The organism is Pseudomonas sp. (assembly GCF_048269965.1).
Taxonomy (GTDB): domain Bacteria; phylum Pseudomonadota; class Gammaproteobacteria; order Pseudomonadales; family Pseudomonadaceae; genus Aquipseudomonas.
Genome location: NZ_JBLWTV010000017.1, coordinates 23,906 through 50,563 on the forward strand (window position 1 = coordinate 23,906; position 26,658 = coordinate 50,563).

Annotated in this window: 21 protein-coding genes; 11 read left to right on the plus strand and 10 right to left on the minus strand. The window is 64.3% G+C overall.

What is annotated here, in order from left to right:
* Nucleotides 1-4 precede the first annotated feature (4 nt).
* The 7 genes from ACN0X6_RS18300 (at nucleotide 5) to ACN0X6_RS18330 (ending at nucleotide 7,642) form a co-directional block, all read left to right on the plus strand.
* On the plus strand, nucleotides 5-730 hold the full coding sequence (locus ACN0X6_RS18300) for an RDD family protein (RefSeq protein ID WP_417706119.1): 726 nt from the start codon (nucleotides 5-7) through the stop codon (nucleotides 728-730).
* Nucleotides 727-1,707, plus strand: a complete 981-nt coding sequence (locus tag ACN0X6_RS18305; RefSeq protein WP_417706120.1) for a stage II sporulation protein M — start codon at nucleotides 727-729, stop codon at nucleotides 1,705-1,707. The genes ACN0X6_RS18300 and ACN0X6_RS18305 overlap by 4 nt, the downstream gene beginning before the upstream one ends.
* Nucleotides 1,694-3,280 (plus strand): DUF4129 domain-containing protein, encoded by a 1,587-nt coding sequence (locus ACN0X6_RS18310; RefSeq protein ID WP_417706122.1) that lies wholly within the window; start codon nucleotides 1,694-1,696, stop codon nucleotides 3,278-3,280. Before ACN0X6_RS18305 ends, ACN0X6_RS18310 begins: the two co-directional genes overlap by 14 nt.
* Nucleotides 3,277-4,458 carry a DUF4350 domain-containing protein gene (locus ACN0X6_RS18315; protein ID WP_417706124.1) on the plus strand — a complete coding sequence of 394 codons (1,182 nt, stop codon included), beginning with the start codon at nucleotides 3,277-3,279 and terminating at the stop codon, nucleotides 4,456-4,458. Before ACN0X6_RS18310 ends, ACN0X6_RS18315 begins: the two co-directional genes overlap by 4 nt.
* Nucleotides 4,455-5,489, plus strand: a complete 1,035-nt coding sequence (locus tag ACN0X6_RS18320; protein WP_417706126.1) for an AAA family ATPase — start codon at nucleotides 4,455-4,457, stop codon at nucleotides 5,487-5,489. The genes ACN0X6_RS18315 and ACN0X6_RS18320 overlap by 4 nt, the downstream gene beginning before the upstream one ends.
* Nucleotides 5,486-6,817, plus strand: coding sequence for a DUF58 domain-containing protein (locus ACN0X6_RS18325; protein WP_417706128.1), 1,332 nt, complete (start codon nucleotides 5,486-5,488; stop codon nucleotides 6,815-6,817). The genes ACN0X6_RS18320 and ACN0X6_RS18325 overlap by 4 nt, the downstream gene beginning before the upstream one ends.
* A 243-nt stretch (nucleotides 6,818-7,060) precedes the next feature.
* A complete protein-coding gene (locus tag ACN0X6_RS18330) occupies nucleotides 7,061-7,642 on the plus strand; it encodes a superoxide dismutase (protein WP_003462535.1) in 582 nt (193 codons plus the stop codon).
* 72 nt (nucleotides 7,643-7,714) lie between these two features.
* On the opposite strand, the gene ACN0X6_RS18335 is transcribed toward ACN0X6_RS18330, so the two are convergent.
* Both ACN0X6_RS18335 and ACN0X6_RS18340 read right to left on the minus strand, forming a co-directional pair.
* Nucleotides 7,715-8,359 (minus strand): hypothetical protein, encoded by a 645-nt coding sequence (locus ACN0X6_RS18335; protein WP_417706131.1) that lies wholly within the window; start codon nucleotides 8,357-8,359, stop codon nucleotides 7,715-7,717.
* A 2-nt stretch (nucleotides 8,360-8,361) separates the two neighbouring features.
* The gene (locus tag ACN0X6_RS18340; protein ID WP_417706232.1) at nucleotides 8,362-9,657 is read right to left on the minus strand and encodes an ammonium transporter; all 1,296 of its coding nucleotides are present in this window, start codon (nucleotides 9,655-9,657) and stop codon (nucleotides 8,362-8,364) included.
* Nucleotides 9,658-9,960: 303 nt separating this feature from the next.
* On the opposite strand from ACN0X6_RS18340, the gene ACN0X6_RS18345 reads away from it, so the two are divergent.
* Nucleotides 9,961-12,015 (plus strand): putative bifunctional diguanylate cyclase/phosphodiesterase, encoded by a 2,055-nt coding sequence (locus ACN0X6_RS18345; RefSeq protein WP_072425838.1) that lies wholly within the window; start codon nucleotides 9,961-9,963, stop codon nucleotides 12,013-12,015.
* Nucleotides 12,016-12,079: 64 nt separating this feature from the next.
* On the opposite strand, the gene ACN0X6_RS18350 is transcribed toward ACN0X6_RS18345, so the two are convergent.
* Nucleotides 12,080-12,985, minus strand: a complete 906-nt coding sequence (locus tag ACN0X6_RS18350) for a GIDE domain-containing protein (protein WP_417706133.1) — start codon at nucleotides 12,983-12,985, stop codon at nucleotides 12,080-12,082.
* 10 nt (nucleotides 12,986-12,995) lie between these two features.
* Nucleotides 12,996-13,568 (minus strand): LemA family protein, encoded by a 573-nt coding sequence (locus tag ACN0X6_RS18355; protein ID WP_074917075.1) that lies wholly within the window; start codon nucleotides 13,566-13,568, stop codon nucleotides 12,996-12,998.
* A 190-nt stretch (nucleotides 13,569-13,758) separates the two neighbouring features.
* On the opposite strand from ACN0X6_RS18355, the gene ACN0X6_RS18360 reads away from it, so the two are divergent.
* Nucleotides 13,759-15,096, plus strand: coding sequence for an imelysin family protein (locus tag ACN0X6_RS18360; protein WP_417706134.1), 1,338 nt, complete (start codon nucleotides 13,759-13,761; stop codon nucleotides 15,094-15,096).
* A gap of 130 nt (nucleotides 15,097-15,226) precedes the next feature.
* Here the strand turns inward: ACN0X6_RS18360 and ACN0X6_RS18365 are convergent, their stop codons facing one another.
* Together ACN0X6_RS18365 and ACN0X6_RS18370 are read right to left on the minus strand one after the other, a co-directional pair.
* The gene (locus tag ACN0X6_RS18365) at nucleotides 15,227-16,057 is read right to left on the minus strand and encodes an AraC family transcriptional regulator (RefSeq protein ID WP_417706136.1); all 831 of its coding nucleotides are present in this window, start codon (nucleotides 16,055-16,057) and stop codon (nucleotides 15,227-15,229) included.
* Nucleotides 16,058-16,062: 5 nt separating this feature from the next.
* Nucleotides 16,063-16,632, minus strand: a complete 570-nt coding sequence (locus ACN0X6_RS18370; RefSeq protein WP_417706138.1) for a GNAT family N-acetyltransferase — start codon at nucleotides 16,630-16,632, stop codon at nucleotides 16,063-16,065.
* Nucleotides 16,633-16,848: 216 nt separating this feature from the next.
* Between ACN0X6_RS18370 and ACN0X6_RS18375 the strand changes: the two genes are divergently transcribed.
* Nucleotides 16,849-20,337: a NahK/ErcS family hybrid sensor histidine kinase/response regulator gene (locus ACN0X6_RS18375; protein WP_417706139.1), complete on the plus strand. Its 3,489-nt coding sequence runs from the start codon at nucleotides 16,849-16,851 to the stop codon at nucleotides 20,335-20,337.
* Between the two features lie 116 nt (nucleotides 20,338-20,453).
* Here ACN0X6_RS18375 and rmuC read toward each other — a convergent pair whose 3' ends face one another.
* The 4 genes from rmuC to ACN0X6_RS18395 all read right to left on the minus strand — a co-directional run bounded on the left by rmuC (nucleotide 20,454) and on the right by ACN0X6_RS18395 (nucleotide 23,970).
* Entirely contained in the window at nucleotides 20,454-21,815 is a 1,362-nt protein-coding gene (gene rmuC, locus ACN0X6_RS18380) for a DNA recombination protein RmuC (protein ID WP_417706234.1), read from the minus strand.
* Nucleotides 21,816-21,995: 180 nt separating this feature from the next.
* Nucleotides 21,996-22,247: a sel1 repeat family protein gene (locus tag ACN0X6_RS18385; protein ID WP_017675070.1), complete on the minus strand. Its 252-nt coding sequence runs from the start codon at nucleotides 22,245-22,247 to the stop codon at nucleotides 21,996-21,998.
* Nucleotides 22,248-22,684: 437 nt separating this feature from the next.
* Nucleotides 22,685-23,437: an RES family NAD+ phosphorylase gene (locus tag ACN0X6_RS18390; protein WP_417706141.1), complete on the minus strand. Its 753-nt coding sequence runs from the start codon at nucleotides 23,435-23,437 to the stop codon at nucleotides 22,685-22,687.
* 161 nt (nucleotides 23,438-23,598) lie between these two features.
* Nucleotides 23,599-23,970 (minus strand): antitoxin Xre/MbcA/ParS toxin-binding domain-containing protein, encoded by a 372-nt coding sequence (locus ACN0X6_RS18395; RefSeq protein WP_417706143.1) that lies wholly within the window; start codon nucleotides 23,968-23,970, stop codon nucleotides 23,599-23,601.
* A gap of 132 nt (nucleotides 23,971-24,102) precedes the next feature.
* Here ACN0X6_RS18395 and ACN0X6_RS18400 point away from each other — a divergent pair, with 132 nt between their 5' ends.
* The gene (locus tag ACN0X6_RS18400; protein WP_417706145.1) at nucleotides 24,103-26,658 is read left to right on the plus strand and encodes an intermembrane phospholipid transport protein YdbH family protein; all 2,556 of its coding nucleotides are present in this window, start codon (nucleotides 24,103-24,105) and stop codon (nucleotides 26,656-26,658) included.

The window sequence follows — 26,658 nt, forward strand, 5'->3', positions numbered from 1 at the left end:
GCCGATGTACTCACGCTCAAGCGCAAGCCTTCCGCCCAACCAGCTGCCCCTGGATACTCGCTACCAGGTCGAAACGCCGGAAGGTATCGATCTGCATCTGCGACCGGCCGGGCTGGTGCCGCGCGCCCTGGCATTCGCCATCGACCTCGCCATTCGCGGCCTGATCCTGATGGTGATGTTCATCGTTCTCGGCCTGCTCGGTCAGTTCGGCATGGGCCTGGGCACTATCCTGCTGTTTCTCGTGACCTGGTGGTACATGGTGCTGTTCGAGGTGTTCAACCAGGGCCGTTCTCCCGGCAAGCAGATGCTCGGCCTGCGCGTGGTTCACGATGACGGCACGCCAATCGGCTGGGCCGCTTCACTGACGCGCAACCTGCTGCGTTTCGTCGATATCCTGCCATTCGGCTACACCCTGGGCATCATCAGTTGTCTGAACCACCCGGCATTCAAACGTCTTGGCGATATCGCCGCCGGCACCCTGGTGGTCTATCGCGATGCGCCGTTGAGCAAACCGCTGCTCGCCGAGGCCGAACCGCTGCCAGCGCCCTTCCCGCTGAGCCTTGACGAGCAACGCGCCATCCTCGGTTTTGCCGAACGTGGCGGCCAGCTCTCCGCAGCACGCCGAGCCGAGCTGGCGGCGCTGCTGGCCGATCCGCTACAAGTGCCTGCCGAACAGGCCGAGCCGCGTCTCAATGGCATCGCGCGCGGCCTGCTGGGGAGCGCACCGTGAAGCAGAGCCTGTTCGAAAGTCGCCATCAGCCGGACTGGGATGCCTTCAACAGCCAGCTCGAAGCCCTCGAGCGCGGCAAGTCCAAAACGCAGACCTACCAAGGCTTCGCCGCCAGCTACCGGCAGCTTTGCCAGCATCTGGCCCTGGCTCAGGCACGCGGCTACAGCAGCCACCTGATCGACCAGCTTCAACAGTTGGCCATGCGTGGTCATCAGCAGTTCTACCGCCATCGCAGCCACCTTGGCGCGCAGATGGTGCGCTTTGTGTTCGGCGGTTTCCCGCGCCTGGTACGCAGCGAGTGGCGCAGCGTATGCGTGGCCAGCCTGCTGTTCTTCGGCAGCCTGGCAGTGATGGGACTGCTGACCTATCTCTATCCCGAGCTGATTTTCAGCCTGGTCAGCCCCGACCAGGTCAGCGAAATGGAAGGCATGTACGATCCCGACGCGCGCCGTCTCGGCCGCTTCAGCGAACGCGGCTCGGGCGACGACTGGGTGATGTTCGGCTTCTACATCATGAACAACATCGGCATCGCCTTTCAGACCTTCGCCAGTGGCCTGCTGCTCGGTCTCGGCAGCCTGTTCTTCCTGCTGTTCAACGGCCTGATGATCGGCGCGGTAGCGGGTCACCTGACGCGCATCGGTTATGGCGAGCCGTTCTGGTCCTTCGTCATCGGCCATGGTGCCTTCGAGCTGACCGCCATTGCCCTGGCTGGCGCGGCTGGCTTCAAGCTCGGCTGGGCACTGCTCGCCCCCGGCCGCCTGCCCCGTGGCGAGGCCCTGCGCCTGGCCGCTGGCAAGGCGATACAGCTGGTGGCCGGGGTGATCCTGTTCCTGCTGCTGGCCGCCTTCATCGAGGCCTTCTGGTCGTCCACCACCTTCGCCAGCCCGAACATCAAGTACGCCGCCGGTGCCGGGCTCTGGGCGCTGGTACTGGGTTATCTGCTGCTGGCCGGTCGGAGGCAGCATGCGCCTGACTGAAGCCAGCGTCGCCATCCGCCCGCGCAGCGCCTGGGAAGCCATCGATCTCGGCGTGCTGCTCGCCCGTCGTCACGCCGGCCTGCTGATGGCCAGCTGGGCGCTGGTCACCCTGCCGCTGTTCGCCCTGCTCTGCGCCTTGCTCTGGCAGTATCCGGGCTGGGCCATCTTCGTCTTCTGGTGGCTCAAGCCGGCCTATGAGCGCCTGCCGCTGTACATCCTGTCGCAAGCGCTGTTCGGCAACACACCCTCGCTGAAACAGGCCCTGCGCGCCCTGCCGAAACTGCTGTGGCCACAATTGCTGGCCAGCCTGACCTGGCGCCGCCTGAGCCCGACGCGCAGCTTCGATCTGCCCGTGCTGCAACTGGAGGGTCTGGCCGGTCAGGCACGCAGCCAGCGCCTGGTGGTACTCAGTCAGCGCGACAGCGCCGCTGCCACCTGGCTGACGCTGGTGGGCATGCACCTGGAAATTGCCCTGTGGATGGGCCTGGTCGCCCTGTTCTATCTGATGCTGCCACAACAGGTAGAACTGGACTGGACCTGGGAAAGCCTGATCGCCGCCAGCAGCGGCCAGTGGATGTGGCTGGAGCACCTGTCCAACCTGCTTTACGTGCTGCTGCTGATCATCTGGGAGCCGGTCTATGTCGCCTGCGGTTTCACCCTCTACCTCAACCGCCGCACCGCCCTGGAAGCCTGGGATATCGAGCTGACCTTCCGCCGCCTGCGCCAGCGCCTGACCGGTAGCGCCTATGCCCTGCTGCTCGGTTGCGCCCTGCTGCTGACGCAGTTGCCAAACGATGCCTGGGCCGACACGCCGCCCATCGTCAGCGCAGAGGTCGAGCAGCCCGACCCGCAAGGCCCGGACGCACCGCGCCTGCTCCAGCAGCCATTGAGCAGCCAGGCCGCGCGTGAAAGCATCGAAACCCTGCTCGACGAGCCGCCCTTCCAGCACCGCGATACCGTCACGCGCTGGCGCCTGGGCGAAGAGAAGCCGGCTGAGGAACCCAAGCCGGAAGACGTCGAAGCCTTCCTGGACATGCTCAAGAACCTGCTCAAATTCGGCGAATGGTGGAAGAGCCTGGATGTCCTCGCGCAGGTTTTCGAAGTGCTGCTGTGGGCAGCGCTGGCCGCGCTGCTGGCCTTCGTTCTGTGGCGCTACCGCGAGTGGCTGCAGGCCTTTGGCGACCGCATCGGCCTGCCGACACGACGCCGGCAGGTCGCGCCGCAACAGCTGTTCGGCCTGGAACTCGCGCCAGAGACGCTGCCCGACGATGTCGCCAGCGAAGCCGAGCGACTCTGGGCCGACCAACCGCGCGCCGCCCTCGGTTTGCTCTACCGCGCACTGCTCAGTCGCCTGCTGCATGAGCACCGCCTGCCCCTGAAGCAGTCGCACACCGAAGGCGAAGTGCTGCACCTGGTCGCCGGCCTCGGGCAAGAGAACCTGGAAGACTACAGCCGCCAGCTCACCCTGCATTGGCAGGCCCTGGCCTATGGCCATCGCCTGCCTGCCGAATCGCTGCGTCAGGGCCTGTGTCAGGGCTGGCGCAGCCTGTTCGGTCAGGAGCGTGCAGCATGAGTCGGCGCGCCGGTTTCATCCTCGCCATGGCCCTGTTGCTGGTTCTGGGACTGCTCGCCAGCTACCTGATGGGCAAGCTCGAACCCTATGAAGAGGTGATCGAGCACGGCCCTGCTCCCGAGGTTGCCAGCAGCCCCTATCTGGCTGCCGAGTACTTCCTGCGCAAACAGGGCATCGCCGCGCGTCGCGCAGAAGGTCTGGAAGTACTCGATGGCCTGCCCAGCGAAGGTCAGACCCTGATGCTGCTGGCTGACCGCAGCAACATGACGCCGCGCCAGGTCGAGCGCGTGCTGCAGTGGACGGCGAGTGGCGGCCATCTGCTGTTCATCGCCGAACGCCTGTGGGACGAAGAGGAAGGCAAGAGCGGCGACCTGCTGCTCGATCTGCTGGGTGTCCAGCAGTACATGAGCGACGAACTGGATGACGAAGAGAGTAGCGAGTCGGAGCAGGAGAGCGAGGAGAGCGAGGCCTACCCGCAACTCACCAAGCTCTACCTGGAGAACGAGCAGGCCCCGGCCTACATCGCCTTCGACACCGACTTCCACCTGTACGATGCGCAGAACCGCGCGCACGCCTGGGCCAACAGCGACGCTGCCACGCACCTGCTGCAGCTGTACCACGGCGACGGACTGATCACCGTACTGAGCGATCCGTGGATCTGGCAGAACCGCAACATCGACGACTACGACCACGCCTGGCTGCTCTGGTACCTGGGCCAGGACAGTGCGGTGACCCTGCTCTACCATGCCGACAGCGATGGCCTGGCGCGCCTGCTGCTGCGCCATTTCCCGCTGGCCTTGCTGGCGTTGGCGCTGCTGATCATCGCCACCCTGTGGCACGTCGGCATGCGTCATGGCCCGCTGCAGGCACCGGCCAGCCGTGCCCGGCGCCAGCTCGAGGAACACCTGCGTGGCAGCGCCGACTTCCTGCTCCGTCGCAGCGGCCAGCACAGCCTGCTCAAAGGCCTGCAACAGGACATCAATCGCCGCGCACGGCGCCGCCATCCCGGTTTCGAGAAGCTCGCCGTCGCCGAGCAGTGGCAGGTTCTCGGTCGCCTGACCCGCCTGCCCGCCAAGGACATCAGCCAGGCCATGCGCCCATTGCTGCCGCAGCGCCTATCCGCCAGTGACTTCACCCGCCAGGTCGCCCACCTGCAAACCCTCAGGAATGCCCTATGAGCGAGACCCCCGAGAACGATAACCTGCCGGTGCAGGAAACCCCGGCCGCTGCGCCGAGCAACCCGCAAGCGCAGCAACGCCAGCGTGCCAGCCAGTTGGCCCAGGCCCTGCGCGCCGAGTTGCGCAAGGCCGTGATCGGCCAGAGCGCGGTGATCGACGACGTGCTCACCGCACTGATCGCCGGTGGCCACGTGCTGGTCGAAGGTGTACCGGGGCTGGGCAAGACCCTGCTGGTGCGCGCCCTGGCGCGTTGCTTCGGCGGCGAGTTCGCGCGCATCCAGTTCACCCCGGATCTGATGCCCAGCGATGTCACTGGCCATGCCGTGTACGACATGCAGAGCGAGCAGTTCAAACTGCGCAAGGGCCCGGTGTTCACCAACCTGCTGCTGGCCGATGAAATCAACCGCGCACCGGCCAAGACCCAGGCCGCTCTGCTGGAAGTGATGCAGGAGCGCCAGGTGACCCTGGAAGGCCGCGCATTGCCGGTGCAGCTGCCGTTCATGGTGCTGGCAACCATGAACCCGATCGAGCAGGAAGGCACCTACCCGCTGCCGGAAGCCGAGCTGGACCGCTTCATGCTCAAGCTGCGCATGGATTATCCGCAGCAGGATGAAGAGCTGAACATGGTGCGCCAGGTGACCCGTTCGGCCAAGGCCGACATGCTCGAAGTCAGCCCGCTGCGTACCCTGCTGCAGGCCAAGGACGTGCTGGCCCTGCAGAAGATCGCCAGCGATCTGCCACTGGATGAGCAGGTGCTCGATTACGCCGTACGCCTGGCCCGCGCCACGCGCAGTTGGCCGGGCCTGGCCATGGGCGCCGGGCCACGTGCCTCGATAGCCCTGGTGCGTGGCGCCCGTGCTCGCGCGCTGCTGCGCGGCGGTGATTTCGTCCTGCCGGATGACATCAAGAGCTGCGCCCTGGCCGTGCTGCGCCATCGCGTACGCCTGGCGCCGGAACTGGATATCGAAGGCCTGTCGGTGGATCAGGTGCTGCAACAGTTGCTCGATCAGGTGCCGGCACCGCGTCTATGAAACCTTCGCGCCTGCTTCTCGGGTTGCTCGGCGGCCTGTTCGCCGCCGCCGTATTGCTCGGCGCCTTGCCCCTGCTCGGCATGCGCCTGGCAGACAGCCTGCTGCCACTGGCCTGGGGGCTGTTGCTGGCGTTGCTGCTGATCGCCGCTGTCGATGCCCTGTGGCTGCGGCGCCAGCGCTCGCCGCGCCTGGAACGCGTACTGCCGGGCAACCTGCCGCTCGGGCGCTGGAGCGAGGTACAGCTGATCGCCCATCACGATTTCGCCCAGCCCCTGGAAATCGAGGTCTTCGACCATGTGCCAGAAGGCATGGCCTTCGACTTCCTGCCGCAACGCATCACCCTGCAGCCTGGCCAGCAGACGCGGGTCAGCTATCGTCTGAAACCGCTGATCCGCGGCCACTTCCACTTCGCCCTGTGCGAGCTGAAACTGCCCAGCCCGCTGCGCCTGTGGCAGGCCAAGCGTCTGCTGCCGCTGGCTGACGAGAGCCGCGTCTACCCCGATTTCGCGCGTCTCTATGGCGCGCAGCTCAAGGCGGTAGACGACTGGCTGAGTCAGTTGGGCGTGCGTCAGCGCCCGCGTCGCGGCCTGGGCCTGGAGTTTCATCAGCTGCGCGAATTTCGTGATGGCGACACCCTGCGCCAGATCGACTGGAAGGCCACTGCGCGCAAGCGCACACCCATCGCCCGCGAGTACCAGGACGAACGCGACCAGCAGATCGTCTTCCTGCTCGACTGCGGCCGGCGCATGCGCAGCCAGGACGACGAGCTGTCGCACTTCGACCACGCGCTCAACGCCTGCCTGCTGCTCAGTTACGTGGCGCTGCGCCAGGGCGATGCCGTCGGCCTGGCGACCTTTGCCGGCAACCAGTCGCGTTACCTGGCGCCGGTCAAGGGGCCTGCGCAATTGAACGTGCTGCTCAACGCCGTTTACGACCTCGATACCAGCCAGCAGCCGGCCGACTTCAGCGCCGCCGCCGATCTGCTGCTGGCGCGCCAGCGGCGTCGTTCGCTGGTGGTGCTGGTGACCAACCTGCGTGACGAAGACGATCAGGACCTGCTCGCCGCCGTGCGTCGCCTGTCGCGCCAGCATCGCGTGCTGATCGCCAGCCTGCGCGAGGAAGCACTGGATCGTCTGCGTCAAACGCCGGTGGAACAGTTCGATCAGGCCCTGGCCTACTGCGGCACGCTGGACTACCTCAATGCCCGCTCCGACCTGCACGAACGCCTGGCCGCCCACGAAGTACCAGTACTCGACGCCCGCCCGGGCGAACTGGGGCCGGAGCTGGTGAGCAGCTACCTGGCCTGGAAGAAGGCCGGCGCACTCTAAGACCTGTTAGCGTTTGCGCGCGACCGCGCCGAAAGAGGCAACTGCTGGCGCCTGCGGCTGTCGAAGCCAATGCTGCAAAGGCCCTGGCACCGGCTTTCCCACACAGATGTTGCGTGGTTATGGCCGTGGCCGGGTGCTATGATCCCGAGTCTGCGGCGCAAAGAGTACAAACTCGGCGCCGCCTGTAGGCCGCCCGTGATCGGCCTTGCGCATACCGCACACGACCTGAGTAGGAGATAGACCATGGCTTTTGAATTGCCGCCGCTGCCTTACGAAAAGAATGCCCTCGAGCCGCACATTTCCGCCGAGACCCTCGAATTCCACCACGACAAGCACCACAACACCTACGTCGTGAACCTGAACAACCTGGTGCCGGGCACCGAGTTCGAAGGCAAGAGCCTGGAAGAAATCGTCAAGACTTCCTCGGGCGGTATCTTCAACAACGCCGCTCAGGTGTGGAACCACACCTTCTACTGGAACTGCCTGTCGCCGAACGGCGGTGGCCAGCCGACCGGTGCCCTGGCTGACGCCATCAACGCGGCCTTCGGTTCCTTCGACAAGTTCAAGGAAGAGTTCAGCAAGGTGTCCATCGGTACCTTCGGTTCCGGCTGGGGCTGGCTGGTGAAGAAAGCTGACGGCTCCCTGGCCCTGGCCAGCACCATCGGCGCCGGCTGCCCGCTGACTTCCGGCGACACGCCGCTGCTGACCTGCGACGTCTGGGAACACGCCTACTACATCGACTACCGCAACCTGCGTCCGAAGTACGTCGAGGCGTTCTGGAACCTGGTGAACTGGGACTTCGTCGCCCAGAACTACGCGGCCTGAAGCACAGCCCCGTAATGCGAAAACCCGGCCTCAGCAGGCCGGGTTTTTCATTTCTGCATCTCGCCTGCCCGGCTAGAGCAATCTGCGCGGTGAAAATTCCACCCCCTGCTGCTCCACACGATTGACCGCCTGACTCAGTACGCGGTCGGCACGGACCGGCCCGAGAAACTCGCAGAGCCCGATATAGAGCAGGTTCAGCAGCTTACGCAGTTGCTCCAGTCCCAGGTTGGCGATACCGTCGCCACCGCCCTGCTCGAGCCAGATACGCAAACGCGTCGACAGCTCGGTGCTGCCCCCCATACCGGACAGGTTGCCGGCGGCGAAGCGCCTCAATGCAGCCTGCTGCGCGCTGTCGAGTTGCTCCAGCAAGGCCTGGTTCAGGGCCAGGAAGGTGGTTTGCGCGGCACCATCCGGGGTCGCCACCTGGCGCACGGCCTCGTTGCGCCCCTGGCGCCAGGCAGCCAGTTGCGCCTCTGGGTCAGGCAGCAGATGCGAGGGCGGTCCCGTCAGGGCGCCAACCAACTCGCGATACAGGCGTGCGCGTTCGAGCTTGCGCTCGGTACGCAGCACCACCTCGGCGAGAAATTCATTGAGGGCGAACGGCGGTTGCTCGGCGTATTTGTTCTCCCACAGGGCCAGCAACGGCCATACCTCTTCATCCGAAAAGTGTCCAGCCAGGCCGGTGTAGATCGCGCGACGACGCAGGCTCAATCTCATCCTCAGCCCCTCCTCGACCATTGCTCGCTGTCGAAGGTCTGCGTCAGGTTGAACTCCGGATATCCGACCTCGGCATGCTCGGCAAAATCCAGCCCGCGCTGCTCATGCTGGGTCGAAACCCGCAGCCCCATGGTCCTGGCCAACAGGAAGTAGAACACCAGGGCAACCGGAAAGGCCCAGAGAAAGGCTGCCGCAGCACCCAGTGCCTGCACCGCGACACGCTCCCAGTTGAACAGGTCGCCCTGATAGAACAGGCCTGCTGCCAGCGTGCCCCAGATGCCGGCGAACCCGTGGACCGGAATCGCGCCGACCACATCGTCGAGCTGCAGGCGATCGAGCAGACGCATGCCGTAGACCACGACGAAACCGGCGACCAGACCACTGAGCAGAGCGAAACCCGGCGCCATGCTGGCGCAGCCGGCGGTGATGCCGACCAGCCCGCCAATCGAGCCATTGACCGTGGTGGTCAGCAATACCGGGCTGGCCGTGCTGCGTTGCGCCAGCAGAGCGCCGAGCGCACCGGCAGCCGCTGCCAGATGCGTGTTCAGGGCGATCAGCCCGAGACTGCTGCTGACCTCCAGGTTGCTGCCGGCGTTGAAACCGAACCAACCCACCCAGAGAATGAAACCGCCCAATGCCACCAGGCCGAGATTGTGCCCAGGGATCAAGCGAGCCTTGCCATCAGGAGCGAAACGCCCGAGACGCGGGCCCAGCACCAGAATCCCTGCCAGCGCACACCAGGCACCGATGCTGTGCACCACGGTCGAGCCGGCGAAATCGATGAAGCCCAGCTTGGCCAGCCACCCCTGACCGCCGTACAGACCACCCCACACCCAACTGCCGAATATCGGGTAGATCACACCGCTGATCAGTACCGCGCCAATCAGATAGGCGCCATAGCGCGTGCGTTCGGCCATGGCACCACTGGCAATGGTCGCAGCGGTGGCAGCGAACATCATCTGGAACAGCAGGAAGGTGTAATCCCAGGGCTCGCCGTCATTCGGCGCGAAGTGACTCATGCCGAACCAGCCCGTGAGATTGGCGCCGAACATCAGGCCGAAGCCGAACAACCAGAACACGATGCCGCCCACGCAGCAGTCCATGTAGTTCTTCATCATCACGTTGACGGCGTTCTTGGCCCGCGACATGCCGCTCTCCAGCAAGGCGAAACCCGCCTGCATGAAGAACACCAGCACGCTGGCCAGCACCAGCCAGGCCGTATTGGCGGCCTCTTCGCTGGCGGCATGGGCCTGTGGGGCAACGCTGACAGCAACGAGCAACAGCATGAGCGTTTTCATCACGAGTCCCCTCCTGGTCGATGCCCGGCCTTCGCAACTCTTGTGCCAGCGCAGAAGCAGACGGCAGGTGGCGCGTCACGGGGCGTAACAGCAACGGACGGTCAATATCAAAAAGGTGTTCAAGTACTGCGCGATCGCACCGACACAGAGCAGTGAGTCGGCCTCCAAGCGGCGATTCGCACCAGGAGCGTTCCTTGTGGGATAAATAGTGCCACCAGGCATGATGGCCCTTTGACGGCCAGGCCGAGATTGCCAATACTCTCGTCTGACTGACGCTGTAAGCATCGACATAAGGAATTGCCTTTGAAGCTGGAATTGAAAAACAGCTTGTCGCTCAAGTTGCTCCGCGTGGTGCTGCTGTCAGCACTCGTAGTCGGGGTGGTATTGAGTTGTGCGCAGATCGTCTTCGACGCCTACAAGACACGTCAGGCGGTGGCCAACGATGCCCATCGCATCCTCGGCATGTTCCGCGACCCTTCGACCCAGGCGGTATACAGCCTGGACCGCGAGATGGGCATGCAGGTGATCGAGGGGCTGTTCCAGCACGAATCGGTGCGTCACGCCTCCATTGGCCACCCCAACGAACCCATGCTGGCCGAGCGGACTCGCGATCTGGCGCAGATGCCGACTCGCTGGCTGACCGACCCGATCCTCGGTCAGGAACAGCTGTTCGCCACCAAACTGGTCGGCCGTGGCCCTTACAGCGAGTATTACGGTGACCTCAACATCACCCTCGACACGGCGCCTTATGGCGAAAGTTTCGTCACCAACTCGGTGATCATCTTCATCTCAGGGGTCCTTCGCGCCCTGGCCATGGGCCTGGTGCTCTATCTGGTCTATCACTGGCTGCTGACCAAACCGCTGTCGAAGATCATCGAGCACCTCACCAACATCAATCCCGACCGCCCCAGCGAACACAAGCTGCCCATGCTCAAGGGCAACGAGAAGAACGAGCTGGGTCTGTGGATCAACACCGCCAACCAACTGCTGGCCTCCATCGAGCGCAACACCCACCTGCGCCGTGAAGCCGAGAACAGCCTGCTGCGCATGGCTCAGTACGACTTCCTCACCGGCCTGCCCAATCGCCAGCAACTGCAACAGCAGCTCGATCAGATTCTCGAAGATGCCGGCCGCCTGCAGCGTCGCGTCGCCGTGCTCTGCGTCGGCCTGGATGACTTCAAGGGCATCAACGAACAATTCAGTTACCAGAGCGGCGACCAGTTGCTGCTCGCACTGTCCGACCGCCTGCGCAGCCACAGCGGCCGTCTCGGCGCGCTGGCCCGCCTGGGCGGTGACCAGTTCGCCCTGGTTCAAGCCGACATCGAACAACCCTACGAAGCTGCCGAACTGGCGCAGAGCGTGCTCGACGATCTGGAGCTGCCCTTCCTGCTCGATCAGCACGAGGTGCGCCTGCGCGCCACCATCGGCATCACCCTGTTCCCGGAAGATGGCGACAGCACCGAGAAGTTGCTGCAGAAAGCCGAACAGACCATGACCCTGGCCAAGAGTCGTTCGCGCAATCGCTACCAGTTCTACATCGCCAGCGTCGACAGCGAGATGCGTCGCCGTCGTGAGCTGGAAAAGGATCTGCGCGATGCCCTGGCGCAGAACCAGCTGCACCTGGTCTACCAGCCCCAGATCGACTACCGCGACCATCGCGTGGTCGGCGTCGAAGCGCTGCTGCGCTGGCAGCACCCGCAACATGGCTTCGTCGCGCCGGACCTGTTCATTCCGCTGGCCGAGCAGAACGGCACCATCATCCCCATTGGTGAATGGATTCTCGACCAGACCTGCCGCCAGTTGCGCGAATGGCATGATCAGGGCTTCAGCGATCTGCGCATGGCCATCAACCTGTCCACCGTGCAGTTGCACCACGCCGAGCTGCCGCGCGTGGTCAACAACCTGATGCAGGTCTACCGCCTGCCGCCCAAGAGCCTGGAGCTGGAAGTCACCGAGACCGGCCTGATGGAAGACATCAGCACCGCCGCCCAGCACCTGCTCAGCCTGCGCCGCTCCGGCGCGCTGATCGCCATCGACGACTTCGGTACCGGCTATTCCTCGCTGAGCTATCTGAAGAGCCTGCCGCTGGACAAGATCAAGATCGACAAGAGCTTCGTGCAGGATCTGCTCGAAGACGAAGACGACGCCACCATCGTTCGCGCCATCATTCAGCTGGGCAAGAGCCTGGGCATGCAAGTCATCGCCGAAGGCGTGGAAACCGCCGAGCAGGAGGCCTACATCATCGCCCAGGGCTGCCATGAGGGTCAGGGCTACCTCTACAGCAAACCGCTGCCGGCGCGCGAGCTGACGCTGTTCCTCAAGCAGTCGCGGCGCCTGAGCTCAGCCGCGACGCTCTGACGCCCCCCCCCACGAAAACGCCGCGATCAGTCGCGGCGTTTTCGTTCGCGCCCGGTAAAACAGCTCACCAGTGCTGTACACCCAGCAGCCAGGCCGTGGCCAATGCGCCGACCACGCACAGTACGGCACCACCTGCGGCCTGCCAGTAGAAAGTGCGGGCCAGTTCGTCCTCTCCGCTGTTGGAGAGAATGAACGGCTGGCGCTCATCGGGCTTGGCCATCTGGTGCCGCGCCGGCTCGGACGCCTTGTGCCGGTGCCGATCTTCGGCCTCCAGTTGTGCCGCCAGACGCACGCGATTCCACTCCTGCTCGTCGAGCTCACCGTTGCCGTCACTGTCGAAACGCCGCAGCAGCCCAACGTAATCGCCCTTCCATTCGCGGATCACTTCGCCCTGAGCGGCATGCCTGTCGAATCCCTGCTGGGCAGCGCCGCGGGTGCGGAAATCACCGATGGCATACAGCGGCTGGCCGACGTGAAAGCGCTCTTCGCTGTAGCGATAGCGCTGGCCGCTGGTGAGGAAACCGAACAATCCGGTCTTGGCCGGACCCAGCGGGTGCCGCAGGTTGCCCTCCCAGACTTCGCGTACCGCCGCACGAATCTCGGCACCACGCGGGTCGATCAGGCATTCGCCGGTACCATCGACCAGGCGCAACCAGGCGTCACTGGCGCCACTCTCGATCACCCGCCAGCTGCGCTTCTTGCCGCTGGAGCGATATTCCTCGATGCGAAAGCGCCACCACAGGCAGGGCTTGCCGGTCAGTGGCCCCCGCAACTGCATGTCCGGCAACGCTTCGAGCACACCATAGAGTTCGACGTAACCCTGCGCCGCCGAGCGGATCTTCGAGGTCGGCGTGTCCAGAAGATGGCGCGCCTGCGACCAACCCCGCAGGCACCACCAGGCGCCGCCCAGGCAGGCGCCGAGGGTGAAGGTCAGGGTGAAGAAGAAGCCGAAGGGGTCGACCTGCATCATCGGCAGGTTCTCAGTTGAACAGTGACTTCATGTCCACATCGGCTTTCTCCGCCTCGCTGAACACCAGCAGCTCGGCAGCCTGGAAGTTGAACATGCGTGCGATGAGCACGTCGGGGAACTGCTCGATGCGCACGTTGTTGAGGTTGACCGCCTCGTTGTAGAGCTCACGGCGGTCGGCGATGCCGTTTTCCAGGCCACTGATGCGCTGCTGCAGATGCTGGAAGCTGTCGTTGGCCTTCAGCTCCGGATAGTTCTCGGCCAGCGCGAAGAGCTGACCGAGGCCCGCGCGCAGACCACTCTCGGCCTTGCCCAGGGCGCCGACATCATGTTGCTCGCGAGCGCTGGCCACGGCACTGCGCGCTGCAATCACCCGTTCCAGCGTCGAGCCTTCGTACTGCATGTACTGCTTGCAGGTTTCCACCAGCTTGGGCAATTCGTCGTGCCGTTGCTTGAGCAGCACGTCGATGTTCGACCAGGCCTTGCTCACGCCATGCTTGAGGCGTACCAGTCCGTTGTACAGCGACACCGCGTAGGCGCCGAGCAGGACGAGGACAACGATGATGATCACGGCGGTCAGGCTCATGCAGTTTTCTCCAGGCAGAACTGCGAATCGGGTGCTGGCATTCTAACGGCAACGAGGTGGCTCGGCAGCGATATCCCGCACAGCGACGAATAATGGCCTTTACACATAATGCGAAACATTTGCATTATGTTGCAGTTTTTCAGGTACCACTGGGTACCGTCCACGTTTCGTACATGCAAAGGACCCCGCCATGATTCGTATGCCTCTGGCCTCCGCCAGCCTGCTGGCCATCGCCATTTCCCTCGCTGGCTGTGGCGAAGACAAAGCCCCCGCGACCCAGGCAGCTGCACCTGCTGCCACCACCGAGAGCACGGCGCCAGCCACTGCGGCGAAGGTCGACGAAGCCGCGGCGAAGGCCGTGGTCAAGCATTACGCCGATCTGGCCCTGGCCGTGTTCAGCGACGCTGCCAGCACCGGCAAGGCCCTGCAGACTGCCGTCGATGCACTGCTTGCCGATCCCAGCGAAGCGACCCTGAACGCTGCGCGCGAAGCCTGGCTGGCCGCACGCGTGCCGTACATGCAGAGCGAAGTGTTCCGTTTCGGTAACCCGGTGGTCGACGAGTGGGAAGGTCAGCTCAACGCCTGGCCGCTGGACGAAGGCCTGATCGACTACGTGGCCGAGGACTACCAGCACGCCCTGGGCAACCCGGGCGCGCAAGCCAATATCATCGCCAACACCGAGATCCAGGTTGGCGAAGACAAGGTCGACGTCAGCGACATCACTGGCGAGCTGCTGGCCAGCCTGAACGAGCTGGGCGGCTCCGAAGCCAACGTCGCCACCGGCTACCACGCCATCGAATTCCTGCTCTGGGGCCAGGACCTCAACGGCACCGGGCCAGGCGCCGGCGAGCGCCCCTACACCGACTATGTAGTGGGTGAAGGCGCTACCGGTGGCCACAACGAGCGCCGCCGCGCCTTCCTCAAGGCGGCTACCGACCTGCTGGTCAGCGACCTGAACGACATGGTCGAGCAGTGGAAAGACGGCGTGGAAGGCAACTACCGCAGCGCACTGGTCGCCGAGTCGGCCGACAACGGTCTGCGCAAGATGCTGTTCGGCATGGGCAGCCTGTCGCTCGGCGAACTGGCGGGCGAGCGCATGAAGGTCGCGCTGGAAGCCAACTCCACCGAAGACGAGCACGACTGCTTCAGCGATAACACCCACAACTCGCACTTCTACAACGGCAAAGGCATTCGTAACGTCTACCTGGGCGAGTACAAGAAGGTCGACGGCAGCACCCTGACCGGCCCGAGCCTGTCCGAGCTGGTGGCCAAGGCTGACGCCCAGGCCGACGCCACCCTCAAGGCCGACCTGCAGGAAACCGAAGCCAAGTTGCAGGCGCTGGTCGACAGCGCCGAGAAGAACAACCTGCACTTCGACCAGCTGATCGCGCAAGGCAACACCGAAGGCCAGCAATTGGTACGTGACGCCATCGCTGCCCTGGTCAAGCAGACCGGCGCCATCGAGCAGGCGGCGGGCAAGCTGGGCATCAGCGACCTGAACCCGGACACCGCCGATCACCAATTCTGATCGCCGTAGCAGTTTGAAAAGCCGGCGCCCCGCAAGGAGCGCCGGCTTTTTCATGGCGGTTGTTACCCTTCGCCAGGGTGCGCCGTGCGCAGCGGGGAAATGCACGGGCTGCTGGTGCGCACGGCGCACCCTACGAACCCCGTGCCACGCCGCTGCGGTACTCACCCGGAGTCACGCCATAGACCTGCTTGAACTGTCGCGACAAGTGGCTCTGATCGGCGAAGCCCAACTGCATCGCCACGCTGACCGCCGCACAACCACCCTTGAGCATCGCTCGCGCCTGCTCGAGGCGCCGCTGCTTGAGCCAGGCATGCGGCGGCAAGCCGGTCGCGCGGCGGAACACCCGAGCGAAATGAAAGGGTGAAAGATTGACCGCAACCGCCAGTTCTTCCAGCGAGGGCGGCTCGATCAATCGCTCGGCGAGCATCTGTTTGGCGCACGCCACGGCCCAGGGTTCACGCCCAGGGGCAGGCGGTTCGGCAAGCTGCGCATGGTGCTGAAACAGCAGCAGGATCGCCTCACGCCAGGCCAGTTGCTGCTGCAGCGCCTCGGCACCGCCCTCGAGCAGCTGATGCAGTTGCAGAAAGGCCGCGTGCAAACGCGGATCATGCAGCACGCTGCAGGAAAACGACGGCATGCCGGCCTTGGCCAGGCCCAGCTCCTGCAGCGCCCCCAGTACCTGGGCGTTATCAGGATAGAAACCGCGATAGCGCCAACCGTCTTCGTGCGCCTTGGAACCGGTATGCACTTCGTCCGGGTTGATCAGCACCATGCTGCCCCGAGGTGCCAGATGATCACAGCCGCGATGATGAAAGCGCTGGGCGCCATGTTCGATCACGGTGAACACGAAACCTTCATGCACGTGAGGGGCGAAGCGCTGTTCCAGGTAGCGCGCCTGCAACAGCTCGACGCCGCTCAATGCGGAGGCTTGCCAGAAGCGGGTCTGCTCACGACTGTGCATGAGAGTCAGGCGCTGAAGCCCGCCTCCATGGCCTCGCGCAGCGCCGGCCATTCCAGGTCGGTGATGCTGTACAGCAGGGTGTCATCGAGACGGCCATCGGCCAGACGGCGATGGTTGCGCAGCAATCCTTCACGAACGGCGCCGAGCTTCTCGATGGCGCGTTGCGACCGCAGGTTGCTGGCAGCAGTTTTCAGCTGCACGCGGACCATGCCCCAGTTTTCGAAAGCGTGCCTGAGCATCAGATACTTGATGCTGCTGTTCAACCCTCGGCCATGCTGGTGTCGATCGAGCCAGGTCCAGCCGATCTCGCAGGCCGGCAGGCTATTGATGAAGTCGGCGAAGCGGGTGGTGCCCACCAACTCGTCACCCAGGCGAATGACGAACGGCAGTGCACGCTGCTCGCGCATATCGGCCAGGGCGCTGCGGTACCAGTCCAGTCGCTGGGTACCGCTCATGTACAGCAGTGCCTCCCGGTTGGCTTCGGCCAGCGCCACCAGCGCGGGGATATCGGCATCGGAAAGCGGTTCCAGGCGCAGAGCACCACGTTGCAACGTCACCAGCTGCGGCTTGAACATAGGGCTTCCTCAGGGTCCTTCCTTGGGCAGAATCGCAAACGGGGCACGCTATCAGGCCACTGCCTGGGACACAATCGAGTCCTGTCGCAAAGTGCGCCAGGCGGCCTGCGACCTTGGTCGCAGCCGACAGATCGAGGCTTTGTGCAACACTGGTCAACATCGGCCTCGCCTCGGCGGCCAGGCTCATTTCGTTTCACTGCGCGTTTCGGAGTCTGCATGTCGCTGTCCCCCGGGTTGATCGCCGCGGTCGCCCTGATCTACATGGCCATTCTTTTCGCCATCGCCTTCTATGGCGACCGCCGCAGCGCCCCCATGCCGCCGAAGATCCGTGCCTGGGTGTACTCGCTGTCGCTGGCCGTTTACTGCACCAGTTGGACCTTCTTCGGCGCCGTCGGCCAGGCCGCCGTGCAGCTATGGTCGTTCCTGCCGATCTACCTCGGCCCGATCATCCTGCTGCTGACCATGCCCTGGGTGCTGCAGAAGATGGTGATGATCAGCAAGCAGGAAAACATCACCTCCATCGCCGACTTCATCGCCGCGCGCTACGGCAAGTCGCAGTCGCTGGCCATCGTCGTGGCACTGGTCTGCCTGGTCGGCGTGCTGCCCTATATTGCCCTGCAGCTCAAGGGCATCGTCCTCGGGGTCAACCTGCTGATCGGCGAGCATGCCCAGGACACCGGTACCAGCGCGCAGGACACGGCGCTGATCGTGTCGCTGGCACTGGCGCTGTTCACCATTCTGTTCGGCACGCGCAAGCTCGACGTCACCGAGCACCACCGCGGCATGGTGCTGGCGATCGCCTTCGAATCGCTGGTCAAGCTGCTGGCCTTCCTCGCCGTGGGCGCCTTCGTCACCTTCGGCCTGTACAACGGTTTCAATGACCTGCTCGAGCAGGCGCACAACACCGCCGAGCTGGATAAATTCTGGAACGAGGCAGTGAACTGGCCGGCGATGATGGCCCAGACCGGTCTGGCGATGATCGCCATCATCGCCCTGCCCCGGCAGTTTCATGTGGCCGTGGTGGAGAACATCGAACCCAGGGACCTGCGCCTGGCACGCTGGGTGTTCCCCGCCTACCTGGTACTCGCCGCACTCTTTGTCGTGCCCATTGCCCTGGCCGGACAGATGCGCCTGCCGGCCGGCATCACCCCGGACTCCTTCGTCATCAGCCTGCCGCTGGCTGAAACCCATCCGGCGCTGGCCATGCTGGCCTTCATCGGCGGCGCCTCGGCCGCTACCGGCATGGTGATCGTCGCCTCGGTGGCGCTGTCGACCATGATTTCCAACGACATGCTGTTGCCCTGGCTGCTGCGCCGGCAGAACACCGAGCGGCCGTTCGAGGCCTTCCGCCACTGGATGCTCACCGCGCGCCGGGTCAGCATCGTGCTGATCCTGCTGCTGGCCTATGTGTGCTATCGCCTGCTCGGTTCCAACGCCAGCCTGGCGACCATCGGCCAGGTGTCTTTTGCCGCCATCGGCCAGTTGGCCCCCGCCCTGTTCGGCGCACTGGTGTGGAAGCAGGCCAATCGCCGCGGCGTGTTCGCCGGCCTGATCGTTGGCGCCATGCTCTGGTTCTATACCCTGGTGCTGCCGCTGGCGGCACGCGGCATGGGCTGGTCGCTGGACAGCTTCCCCGGCCTGAGCACCCTGCTCTACGCCCCCATCGGCCTGCAGGTCGATCCGCTGACGCGCGGCGTGGTGCTGTCGCTGGCCGGCAACATGCTGCTGTTCGCCTGGGTTTCCTGGTTCTCGCGCACGCGCGTTTCCGAGCACTGGCAGGCCGGGCGCTTCATCGGCCATGACCTGGGCACCAAACCCAGCAACCGCAGCCTGCTGGCGGTGCAGGTGGCCGACCTGCTGATGCTGTCCAGCCGTTTCGTCGGCGAAGAACGCGCACATCAGAGCTTTACCCGCTTCGCCCTGCGCCAGGGCAAAGGCAAGGCCTTCGACCCCAATCAGCCGGCCAACAGCGAATGGATCGCCCACACCGAGCGCCTGCTCGCCGGTGTCCTTGGCGCCTCCTCGACCCGAGCGGTGGTCAAGGCCGCCATCGAAGGCCGCGAGATGCAGGTCGAGGATGTGGTGCGCATCGTCGACGAAGCCAGCGAGGTGCTGCAGTTCAACCGTGCCCTGTTGCAGGGGGCGATCGAGAACATCACCCAGGGCATCAGCGTGGTCGACCAGAACCTGCGTCTGGTGGCCTGGAACCACCGCTACCTGGAGTTGTTCGAGTACCCCGAAGGCCTGATCTACGTCGGTCGGCCGATTGCCGAGATCATCCGCTTCAATGCCGAGCGCGGCATGCTCGGTGGCGGCGACCTCGAAGAGAACGTCGCCAAGCGCCTGTACTGGATGCGCCAGGGCACTGCGCACAGCTATGAGCGAGTATTCCCCAACGGCCGGGTCATCGAACTGATCGGCAACCCCATGCCCGGTGGCGGTTTCGTCATGAGTTTCACCGACATCACCGAGTTCCGCGAAGCCGAACGCGCCCTCAAGGAGGCCAACGAAAGCCTCGAACGAAGGGTCGCCGAACGCACCTTTGAGCTGTCGAAACTGAACCAGGCACTGACCGAAGCCAAGGCCCACGCCGAAGCTGCCAACCAGTCGAAGACGCGCTTCCTCGCCGCAGTCAGCCATGACCTGATGCAACCGCTCAATGCAGCCCGCTTGTTCTCTGCGGCGCTGGCCCACCAGGATGACGCACTGCCCAACGAAGCTCAGGAGCTGGTCCGGCATCTGGACAGCTCGTTGCGTTCAGCCGAGGACCTGATCACCGATCTGCTGGATATCTCGCGCCTGGAGAACGGGCGAATCACCCCGGATCGTCACGCATTCGCCCTCTCCAGCCTGTTCGATACCCTCGCCGCCGAGTTCGGCGTGCTGGCAGCCGAACAGGGTATCGACCTGCGCGTGCACGGCAGCCGGCAGTGGATCGACAGCGACATCAAGCTGCTGCGCCGGGTATTGCAGAACTTCCTGACCAACGCCTTCCGCTACGCCAAGGGCCGCGTGGTGCTGGGCGTGCGCCGTGAAGGCGGACAATTGCGCCTGGAAGTCTGGGACCGCGGCATGGGTATCCCCGAAGACAAGCGCAAGGTGATCTTCGAGGAGTTCAAGCGCCTGGACAGTCACCAGACTCGTGCAGAGAAAGGCCTGGGCCTGGGCCTGGCGATTGCCGACGGCCTGTGCCGCGTGCTCGCCCATCGCCTGGAAGTGCGTTCCTGGCCAGGCAAAGGCAGCGTGTTCAGCGTCAGCGTGCCGCTCGCGAGAAAACCGGCGCCGAAGCCACAAGGCCCTGCCGTACCGGCCGTGGATGGCCAACCCCTGCAGGGCACCCAGGTGATCTGCATCGACAACGAAGACAGCATCCTCACCGGCATGCACAGCCTGCTGTCGCGCTGGGGCTGCCAGGTGTGGACGGCGCGCAATCGCCTGGAGTGCGAGCACCTGCTCAGCGAAGATGTGCACCCGCAGTTGGCGCTGGTCGACTACCACCTCGACGAGGGCGAAACCGGTACCGAACTGATGGCCTGGCTACGCACGCGCCTGGGCGAACCGGTGCCAGGCGTGGTGATCAGTGCCGACGGCCGCCCGGAGCTGATGGCCGAGGTGCATGCCGCCGGCCTCGACTACCTGCCCAAACCGGTCAAGCCTGCAGCCCTGCGCGCCCTGCTCAGCCGTCATCTGGCGTTGCGCGGCTAGGGGGAGTTGGCGACGGCGCTCCCCTTTTGCTCCTGCAGGACGGGTACGACCCGCCTGCGTGTCAATGGCGGGTTGCACCCGCCCTGCTCGGCGGCACAATCACCTGTGGCTGCAGCTCACTCGCCCACTTCGTCCAGCGCCGGCAGATCGGCAGAGCGTTCGAGCAACTCGCCCGGCAGGCTCTTGCTCGCGCGGGCGCCCAGCAGCTTGAGGTTTTCCACACGGCCAATGAGGTTGCCGCGACCGTCCACCAGCTTGTTGCGGGCACTGGCGTAAGCCTTGTCCAATTGCTGCAGACGACTGCCCATCTCGTCCAGATCGGCGACAAAGGCAACGAACTTGTCGTACAGCTGTCCCGCACGCTCGGCGATCTCACGCGCGTTCTGGCCCTGGCGCTCCTGGCGCCAGAGGCTGTCGATCACCCGCAGGGTAGCCAGCAAGGTGGTCGGGCTGACGATCACCACCTGCTGTTCGAAGGCGTCCTGGAACAGGTCCGGCTCGGCTTGCAACGCTGCGGCGAAGGCGGCCTCGATGGGCACGAAGAGCAGAACGAAATCCAGACTGTGCAACCCTTCCAGGCGCTGATAATCCTTGCCGGACAGCCCCTTGAGGTGACTGCGCAGCGAGATCAGATGTTGCTTCAGCGCCTGCTGGCGAATCGGCTCGTCCGCAGCCGCGACATACTGCTGATAGGCGCTGAGACTGACCTTGGCATCGACGATCACCTGCCTGTCGCCCGGCAGGCGGATCAGCACATCAGGCTGAAAGCGCTCGCCGCCAGCGCCCTTGAGGCTGACCTGGGTGTGGTACTCACGCCCCTTCTCCAGGCCGGCATGTTCCAGCACCCGCTCCAGCACCAACTCGCCCCAGTTGCCCTGGGTCTTCTGGCCCTTGAGTGCACGGGTCAGATTGGTCGCCTCGTCGCCCAGGCGCTGATTGAGTTGCTGCAGACGTTCGAGCTCCTTGCTCAGGGAAAAGCGCTCACGTGCCTCTTGCTGGTAACTCTCGTCGACACGCTTCTCGAACGCCTGGATGCGTTCCTTGAGTGGGTCGAGCAACTGGCCGAGGCGCTGCTGGCTGGTCTCTGCGAAACGCTGCTCGCGCTCATCGAAGATCTTCGTCGCCAGCTCGGAGAACTGGGCGCGCAGTTCATTGCGCGCGCCCTGCAGATCATCGAGGCGCTGTTGCTGGTTGTCGCGGCTTTCCTGCAACTCGGCCGCCAACGCCGCACACTCGGCAGTGAGCCGGCGCAATTCGGCTTCGTTGCGTTCGCGCTGCTGATTCCAGGACTGCGCGGCCTCGCGTGCGATCTGCCGCTCCTGTTGCAGCAGCTCATTCTCGCGACGCAAGCCGGCCAGCTCGGTCTGCTGCTCCACCTTGATCTCGCTGACTTCGGCCAACTCGGCGCGACAGGCATCGAGCTGCGCCAGCAAACCGGCCTGGCCCAGTTGCACTTGCTCCAGTCGCTCCTGCAGCAGCGCCTGCTCGCCTTGCTCGCGAACCAGCCGGCGCTGCAAGGACCAGAGACCGGCCAATAGCGGAACCAGCGCAACGACGGCGCCGAGGGCGAGAGACAGGGGATCGATTGGCATAGACGCTCCATGTTTGACCGCCGTGCAGTATACCCAGCCGGCGATTTACAGGGGGCCAGCATGCAATCAGCGCGACAGCCGCTCCAGCTCCAGCTGAGCACTGCGGTCGCCCGCGCGAGCAGCCTGGCGTAGCAGCTCATAACCGATGCGGCGATCACGGGTATTACCGCAATCGCGGCACAGCAGCTGACCCAACCGGCTTTGCGCCTGCACACAGCCTTTGCGTGCGGGCTGCTTGAGCAGGTTGCCGGCGATGCGTTTGACGCTCGGCGTTTGTCCCAGACGCGGGCTGTCGAGCAGCCAAAGCGCAACGCGCATGGGCAGACGAGAAGAACCGGAACGAGTTGCAGGGGCTGAGGAAGGCAAAGCGCGAGGCATAAATAAAGGGGGGTGACTGCCGGGGCGCGCCACTCTACTCCTTTTTTCTCGAAGGTAAAGCCTTGCCTGCCGGATCGATTGCGACTGCAGAAAAGAGCTCCCTCACAATCCACAGAAGCTGTGGATAACTCCGTGAACAACTTGGGCGAAAGCAGTCACAGGCCTGATGCTGTGGGGCTCTCAGTCAAACTGTCGATTTTTTCACCAATGAAAAAAGTTCATATTTTTCATTGACTTAAAAATCAACCACGAAAAATCAAGCGTTTAGCGGCGTTTCTGACAGTGATATGACAGCCTGCTTCAGCATTGTGCACAACTCCCTGCGACAGATCCGCGCAGCGCTCTGTTTCGGGGCATCTGACGCGCCAGCGCAGACGTCACGCGGGGTACGGCAATTGCCCCTGCACCAGGAACTGCTCCCGGTGAAACAAGCGCGGCTGATCCGGCGTCTGCGCATGCTTGAACGCCACATACTCGTCCGTGGTTTCGCACAGCCAGGCCGTGAGGTTGCGCGGGCGTTTTTCCGCGAACGCAGTCGGCACGTAGAGCGCGACATTACTGCCACCCTCAGGACAGCGCGCCGAGCGGTACTCGAACGCCTCGATACCGACCGTACGCATGACCGCACCCAGGCGCTGAGACACGCGGTAATCGCTAGGGTGGGCCAACAGCGCGCCATGTTGATCGAAAGGCGGCTGTTGCAACTGGATACCACGCTCGACGCGGTAACGCGCCTCGAACGTGGAGTGCTCGGAGAGAATACGGCCACTGGGCGGCGCGCTGGCCATGCCACTCCACAGCACGAAGCGGTAGTAAGCAGCCTCGGCCATCGCCGTTTCCAGGCGCATGGCCGCGTAGAACAGACTGGGTTCGTGCACGGTGCCGAAACGCGAGCCCCAACGTAGCGGTGGATAGCGAAACGGTGTCTTGAGCAGATAGTGCAGTGCCTCGGCAGCCTCCGGCAGCGGCGGTTTGCTGCTCTCGAGCAGATCCTCGAGCAGGGCCTGTTCGGCCAGGTTATCCACCAGTTGCAGTGTCGCGACCTGCGCCTGGCTCTCCACCATGCGCAGCAGCTTGCCGCGCAACGGTCGAACCTGCCGTTCGCCTTCACATAGTTGCCAGATATCCATGGCGATCCCTCCTTAAAGCGTAGAGCCTGCTCAAAGAATCGCGAGCTAGAGCCGTGCAAGGCAAAAATAGGCGAGGAAGCGGAGTGTACTTTTGTACATGAGCATTCCGAGCCTATTTTTAACGCAGCAGGGCCGACGCGCAGCAGGCTTTGAGCAGGCTCTCAGACCTTGCCGCGAATGGCGTCCAGATACTCGACGACGCGCACCAGCCCCTGCACCTGACTCATCTGCTGCAGCGGAATGCCTGCCAGATGACGATTCTCGGTGCGCAGGAAATGGCGCATGTCCTGCTGATTGCCGCCAAACAGGGCAAACAGCGCGCGATAGGCGCGAATCAGCAACAGCGCCAGCTCGCCGGTCTTGCTCTGCGGACGCAAACCGCCCTGCTCGTTCCAGCGGCTGATGGCACTGCGATGGACGCCGACGATATCGGCCAGCTCCTGCTGCGTCAGCCCCAGCTGCTCACGGGTATTGAGCAGCGCTTTGGCCAGTACCGCATCGGCATCGGGCTGAGAGCGAGTCAGGGCACTCATCACATTCTCCTTAGCTCGTTTACGACAAAGCAAATATTAAAAGCTGTTAATACACAATAGCACGGAAAGCCGCTTGGCACTCACTCGAGCATGGGGTACCGTCCAGTGGACCGCACCGAGCAAGGAACACTCATGAGTCGCCGGCGTTTCTGGCTGAGCACCTGCGTAGCGATACTGGCGCTGCTGTCGCTACTGGCCTGCTATGTCGGCTACCGCGTGCAGCACCTGCTCGAGGAACAGCACATCGAGCTGGACTGGCAGCGACTGGGGCTGTCCTGGCGCGGCCTGCAGCTCCAGGGTGCAAGTTTGGTGCAGCGCCGTGACGGCGAGCTGCAGGTACAAAGCGGTCAGTTGCGACTCTACTGGCTGGCCCGTGAAGCACCTCGCTACCGCCTGGTTGCCCAGGATTTACGCCTGTCATGGCAACCCACCCTGGGAGAGTCCGAGAGTCCGAGCGACAGCGATCTGACCAGCCTCCTGCAAACCCTGAGCAATGCCCTGCCATGGCTTCCACGGCACATCGAACTGCGCAACGCCCATGCGCAACTGCCCTGCAGCAGCGGCCGCTGCGCACTGCAGGGCGACCTCGACCTTGGGTTCACGGACGATACCGTGCAATTGCAGACGCTGCTGCTGCGCGGAGCACACAGGGCGCAGTTGCAAGCCCAACTGCAGGGGCTGGGCAGCGAGCTGAACAGCCCGCGACAGCTGCAGATGGACCTGCACCTCGACGATCAGCCGCAGATCGCTCTGCACAGCGACTTGCAGGCTCAGGCCGACGCCCTGCAATGGAGCGGCGAGCTTGAGATTACCGCGCTGCAGGACATGGCCTGGCTCGCCGAGTGGCTGGGCGAGTGGACGCTGCTCGACGCTGCCGCTCTACCGGCAACGCCCCGCCAGGCCGGCATGAACGCTCAGTGGCAACTGCAGGTGCCGCAGAGCACCGCTACGCTCGGCAAACTGCTGGCCACCTCCGGATGGCTGCGGGTCGACACGCAGATACCGCACCCCTGGCCGCTTCCCGGTGTCGGCCTGGTCAGCGGTGAACTGGCGCTCGATCTACACAACACCCAGGGCTGGTGGCAGGCCCGCCGCTTGAACGGCCAACTGCAGCTCGACACCCGTGATGCCCCCTGGCTGACGTCGCTGCCGAGTGGGCTGCGGCCGCAGCACTTGCAGCTGCACCTCTCACCACTGGGTGGCGATGCCGATGAAGCGCTGGCCCTGCAGTTGAACGTCAGCGGTCAAGGCCCGCTGGAACTGCAGGCGGATGCCGAGTTTGCCCTGCACCAATCCCCCGACTGGGCACTCGACGTTCGACACCTGCAGCTCGAGGCTCGCAGCAAACGCCTGGACCTGGCTGACAGCCGTCTCGATGACTTGCGTCTGAGCGTTGGCCTCAAAGGCAACGTCACGCAGCAGCAGTTGCAGCTCAGCCTGGCCGACAGCTCGCGCCTCGACGTCCAGCGCCTGCGCAGCGCCGAGCTGGACCTGCAGCAAGCCCAGGCGACGCTGGCCGGCCTCAGCCTGAGCGGCGACCCGAGCGCACCAGCCCTGTCCGGCCCGCTGGGCCTGCGCATCCAACGCCTGCAACACCCCCAATTGCAGGCCCAGGGCTGGCAATGGCAGGGACGCGTGCAGGCCGACAACGGCAGCCAGACCCTCGACGGTGCATTACTGGCCGATTCGGGCCTGAGCATGGCGTTGCGCCTGACCAACACGGCCAATGCGCTGAACGTCAACGCCACTCTGGACGAGTTGTTCCTGCGCGCCGGCAATCCACTGGCACAAACCCTGGCCGACTGGCCGCCGCTGCTGACGCTGGACAACGGCCGCGTTCAGGCCGAGGCCGACCTGCAACGACCCAGCGGCAAGCCCTTGCAACTCAAGGCCAGCCTGACAGGCAAGGGCTTGGCCGGCATCTATGACCGCACCAGCTTGAGCGGCCTCGATGCCGAGTTGCGGCTGCAGCTGAGCGGTGACCGACTTCGCCTCGACCTGCCACGGTTGAGTGCCAAGCAGCTCGACCCCGGCATCGAGCTCGGCCCCTTGCAGCTGCAGGCCAGCTACCAGGCCAGCCTGCAACGGCCACTGGCGGGCAGCCTGACCCACCAGCGCGCCGAACTGGGCATTCTCGGCGGTAGCCTGAGCCTGGCATCGGCGACCTGGGCACTGGAGCAGCCCAGCCAGTTGCTGCCCCTGCAGCTCAGTGGCCTGGATCTGCAGGAGCTGTTTCGCGCCTATCCGGCCGAAGGGCTGGCCGGTAGCGGACTGATCGACGGCACCCTGCCACTGCGCCTGGATGGAGCCATCAGCATCGAAAAGGGCCTGATCGAAGCCCGGTCACCGGGTGGGCGACTGAGTTTTCATTCACCACGCATCAGCGCCATGGGTCAGGCCAACCCCGGCATGAAGCTGGTCACCGATGCGCTGGAAGACTTTCACTACGATCAGCTCAGCAGTAGCGTCGACTATGATCCGTCCGGCAAACTGCTGCTGGGCATGCGCCTGCATGGACAGAACCCGGCCATCGAGAAAGGCCGGCCCATCCACTTCAACATCAATCTGGAAGAAGACATTCCGGCCTTGCTGGCCAGCCTGCAGTTGACCGACAAGGTAAGCGGCATCATCCAGCAACGGATTCAGCAATGGATGCGCCAGCGTGTCCCCCAAGAACCAAAGGAGTAG

Coding starts and splice junctions, on each gene's coding strand:
- ACN0X6_RS18300 (WP_417706119.1), top strand. CDS start 5: ATGTACTCACGCTCAAGCGCAAGCCTTCCGCCCAACCAGCTGCCCCTG.
- ACN0X6_RS18310 (WP_417706122.1), top strand. CDS start 1,694: ATGCGCCTGACTGAAGCCAGCGTCGCCATCCGCCCGCGCAGCGCCTGG.
- ACN0X6_RS18315 (WP_417706124.1), top strand. CDS start 3,277: ATGAGTCGGCGCGCCGGTTTCATCCTCGCCATGGCCCTGTTGCTGGTT.
- ACN0X6_RS18320 (WP_417706126.1), top strand. CDS start 4,455: ATGAGCGAGACCCCCGAGAACGATAACCTGCCGGTGCAGGAAACCCCG.
- ACN0X6_RS18325 (WP_417706128.1), top strand. CDS start 5,486: ATGAAACCTTCGCGCCTGCTTCTCGGGTTGCTCGGCGGCCTGTTCGCC.
- ACN0X6_RS18330 (WP_003462535.1), top strand. CDS start 7,061: ATGGCTTTTGAATTGCCGCCGCTGCCTTACGAAAAGAATGCCCTCGAG.
- ACN0X6_RS18335 (WP_417706131.1), bottom strand. CDS start 8,359: ATGAGATTGAGCCTGCGTCGTCGCGCGATCTACACCGGCCTGGCTGGA.
- ACN0X6_RS18340 (WP_417706232.1), bottom strand. CDS start 9,657: ATGAAAACGCTCATGCTGTTGCTCGTTGCTGTCAGCGTTGCCCCACAG.
- ACN0X6_RS18350 (WP_417706133.1), bottom strand. CDS start 12,985: ATGATGCAGGTCGACCCCTTCGGCTTCTTCTTCACCCTGACCTTCACC.
- ACN0X6_RS18355 (WP_074917075.1), bottom strand. CDS start 13,568: ATGAGCCTGACCGCCGTGATCATCATCGTTGTCCTCGTCCTGCTCGGC.
- ACN0X6_RS18360 (WP_417706134.1), top strand. CDS start 13,759: ATGATTCGTATGCCTCTGGCCTCCGCCAGCCTGCTGGCCATCGCCATT.
- ACN0X6_RS18365 (WP_417706136.1), bottom strand. CDS start 16,057: ATGCACAGTCGTGAGCAGACCCGCTTCTGGCAAGCCTCCGCATTGAGC.
- ACN0X6_RS18370 (WP_417706138.1), bottom strand. CDS start 16,632: ATGTTCAAGCCGCAGCTGGTGACGTTGCAACGTGGTGCTCTGCGCCTG.
- ACN0X6_RS18375 (WP_417706139.1), top strand. CDS start 16,849: ATGTCGCTGTCCCCCGGGTTGATCGCCGCGGTCGCCCTGATCTACATG.
- ACN0X6_RS18385 (WP_017675070.1), bottom strand. CDS start 22,247: ATGCGCGTTGCGCTTTGGCTGCTCGACAGCCCGCGTCTGGGACAAACG.
- ACN0X6_RS18390 (WP_417706141.1), bottom strand. CDS start 23,437: ATGGATATCTGGCAACTATGTGAAGGCGAACGGCAGGTTCGACCGTTG.
- ACN0X6_RS18395 (WP_417706143.1), bottom strand. CDS start 23,970: ATGAGTGCCCTGACTCGCTCTCAGCCCGATGCCGATGCGGTACTGGCC.
- ACN0X6_RS18400 (WP_417706145.1), top strand. CDS start 24,103: ATGAGTCGCCGGCGTTTCTGGCTGAGCACCTGCGTAGCGATACTGGCG.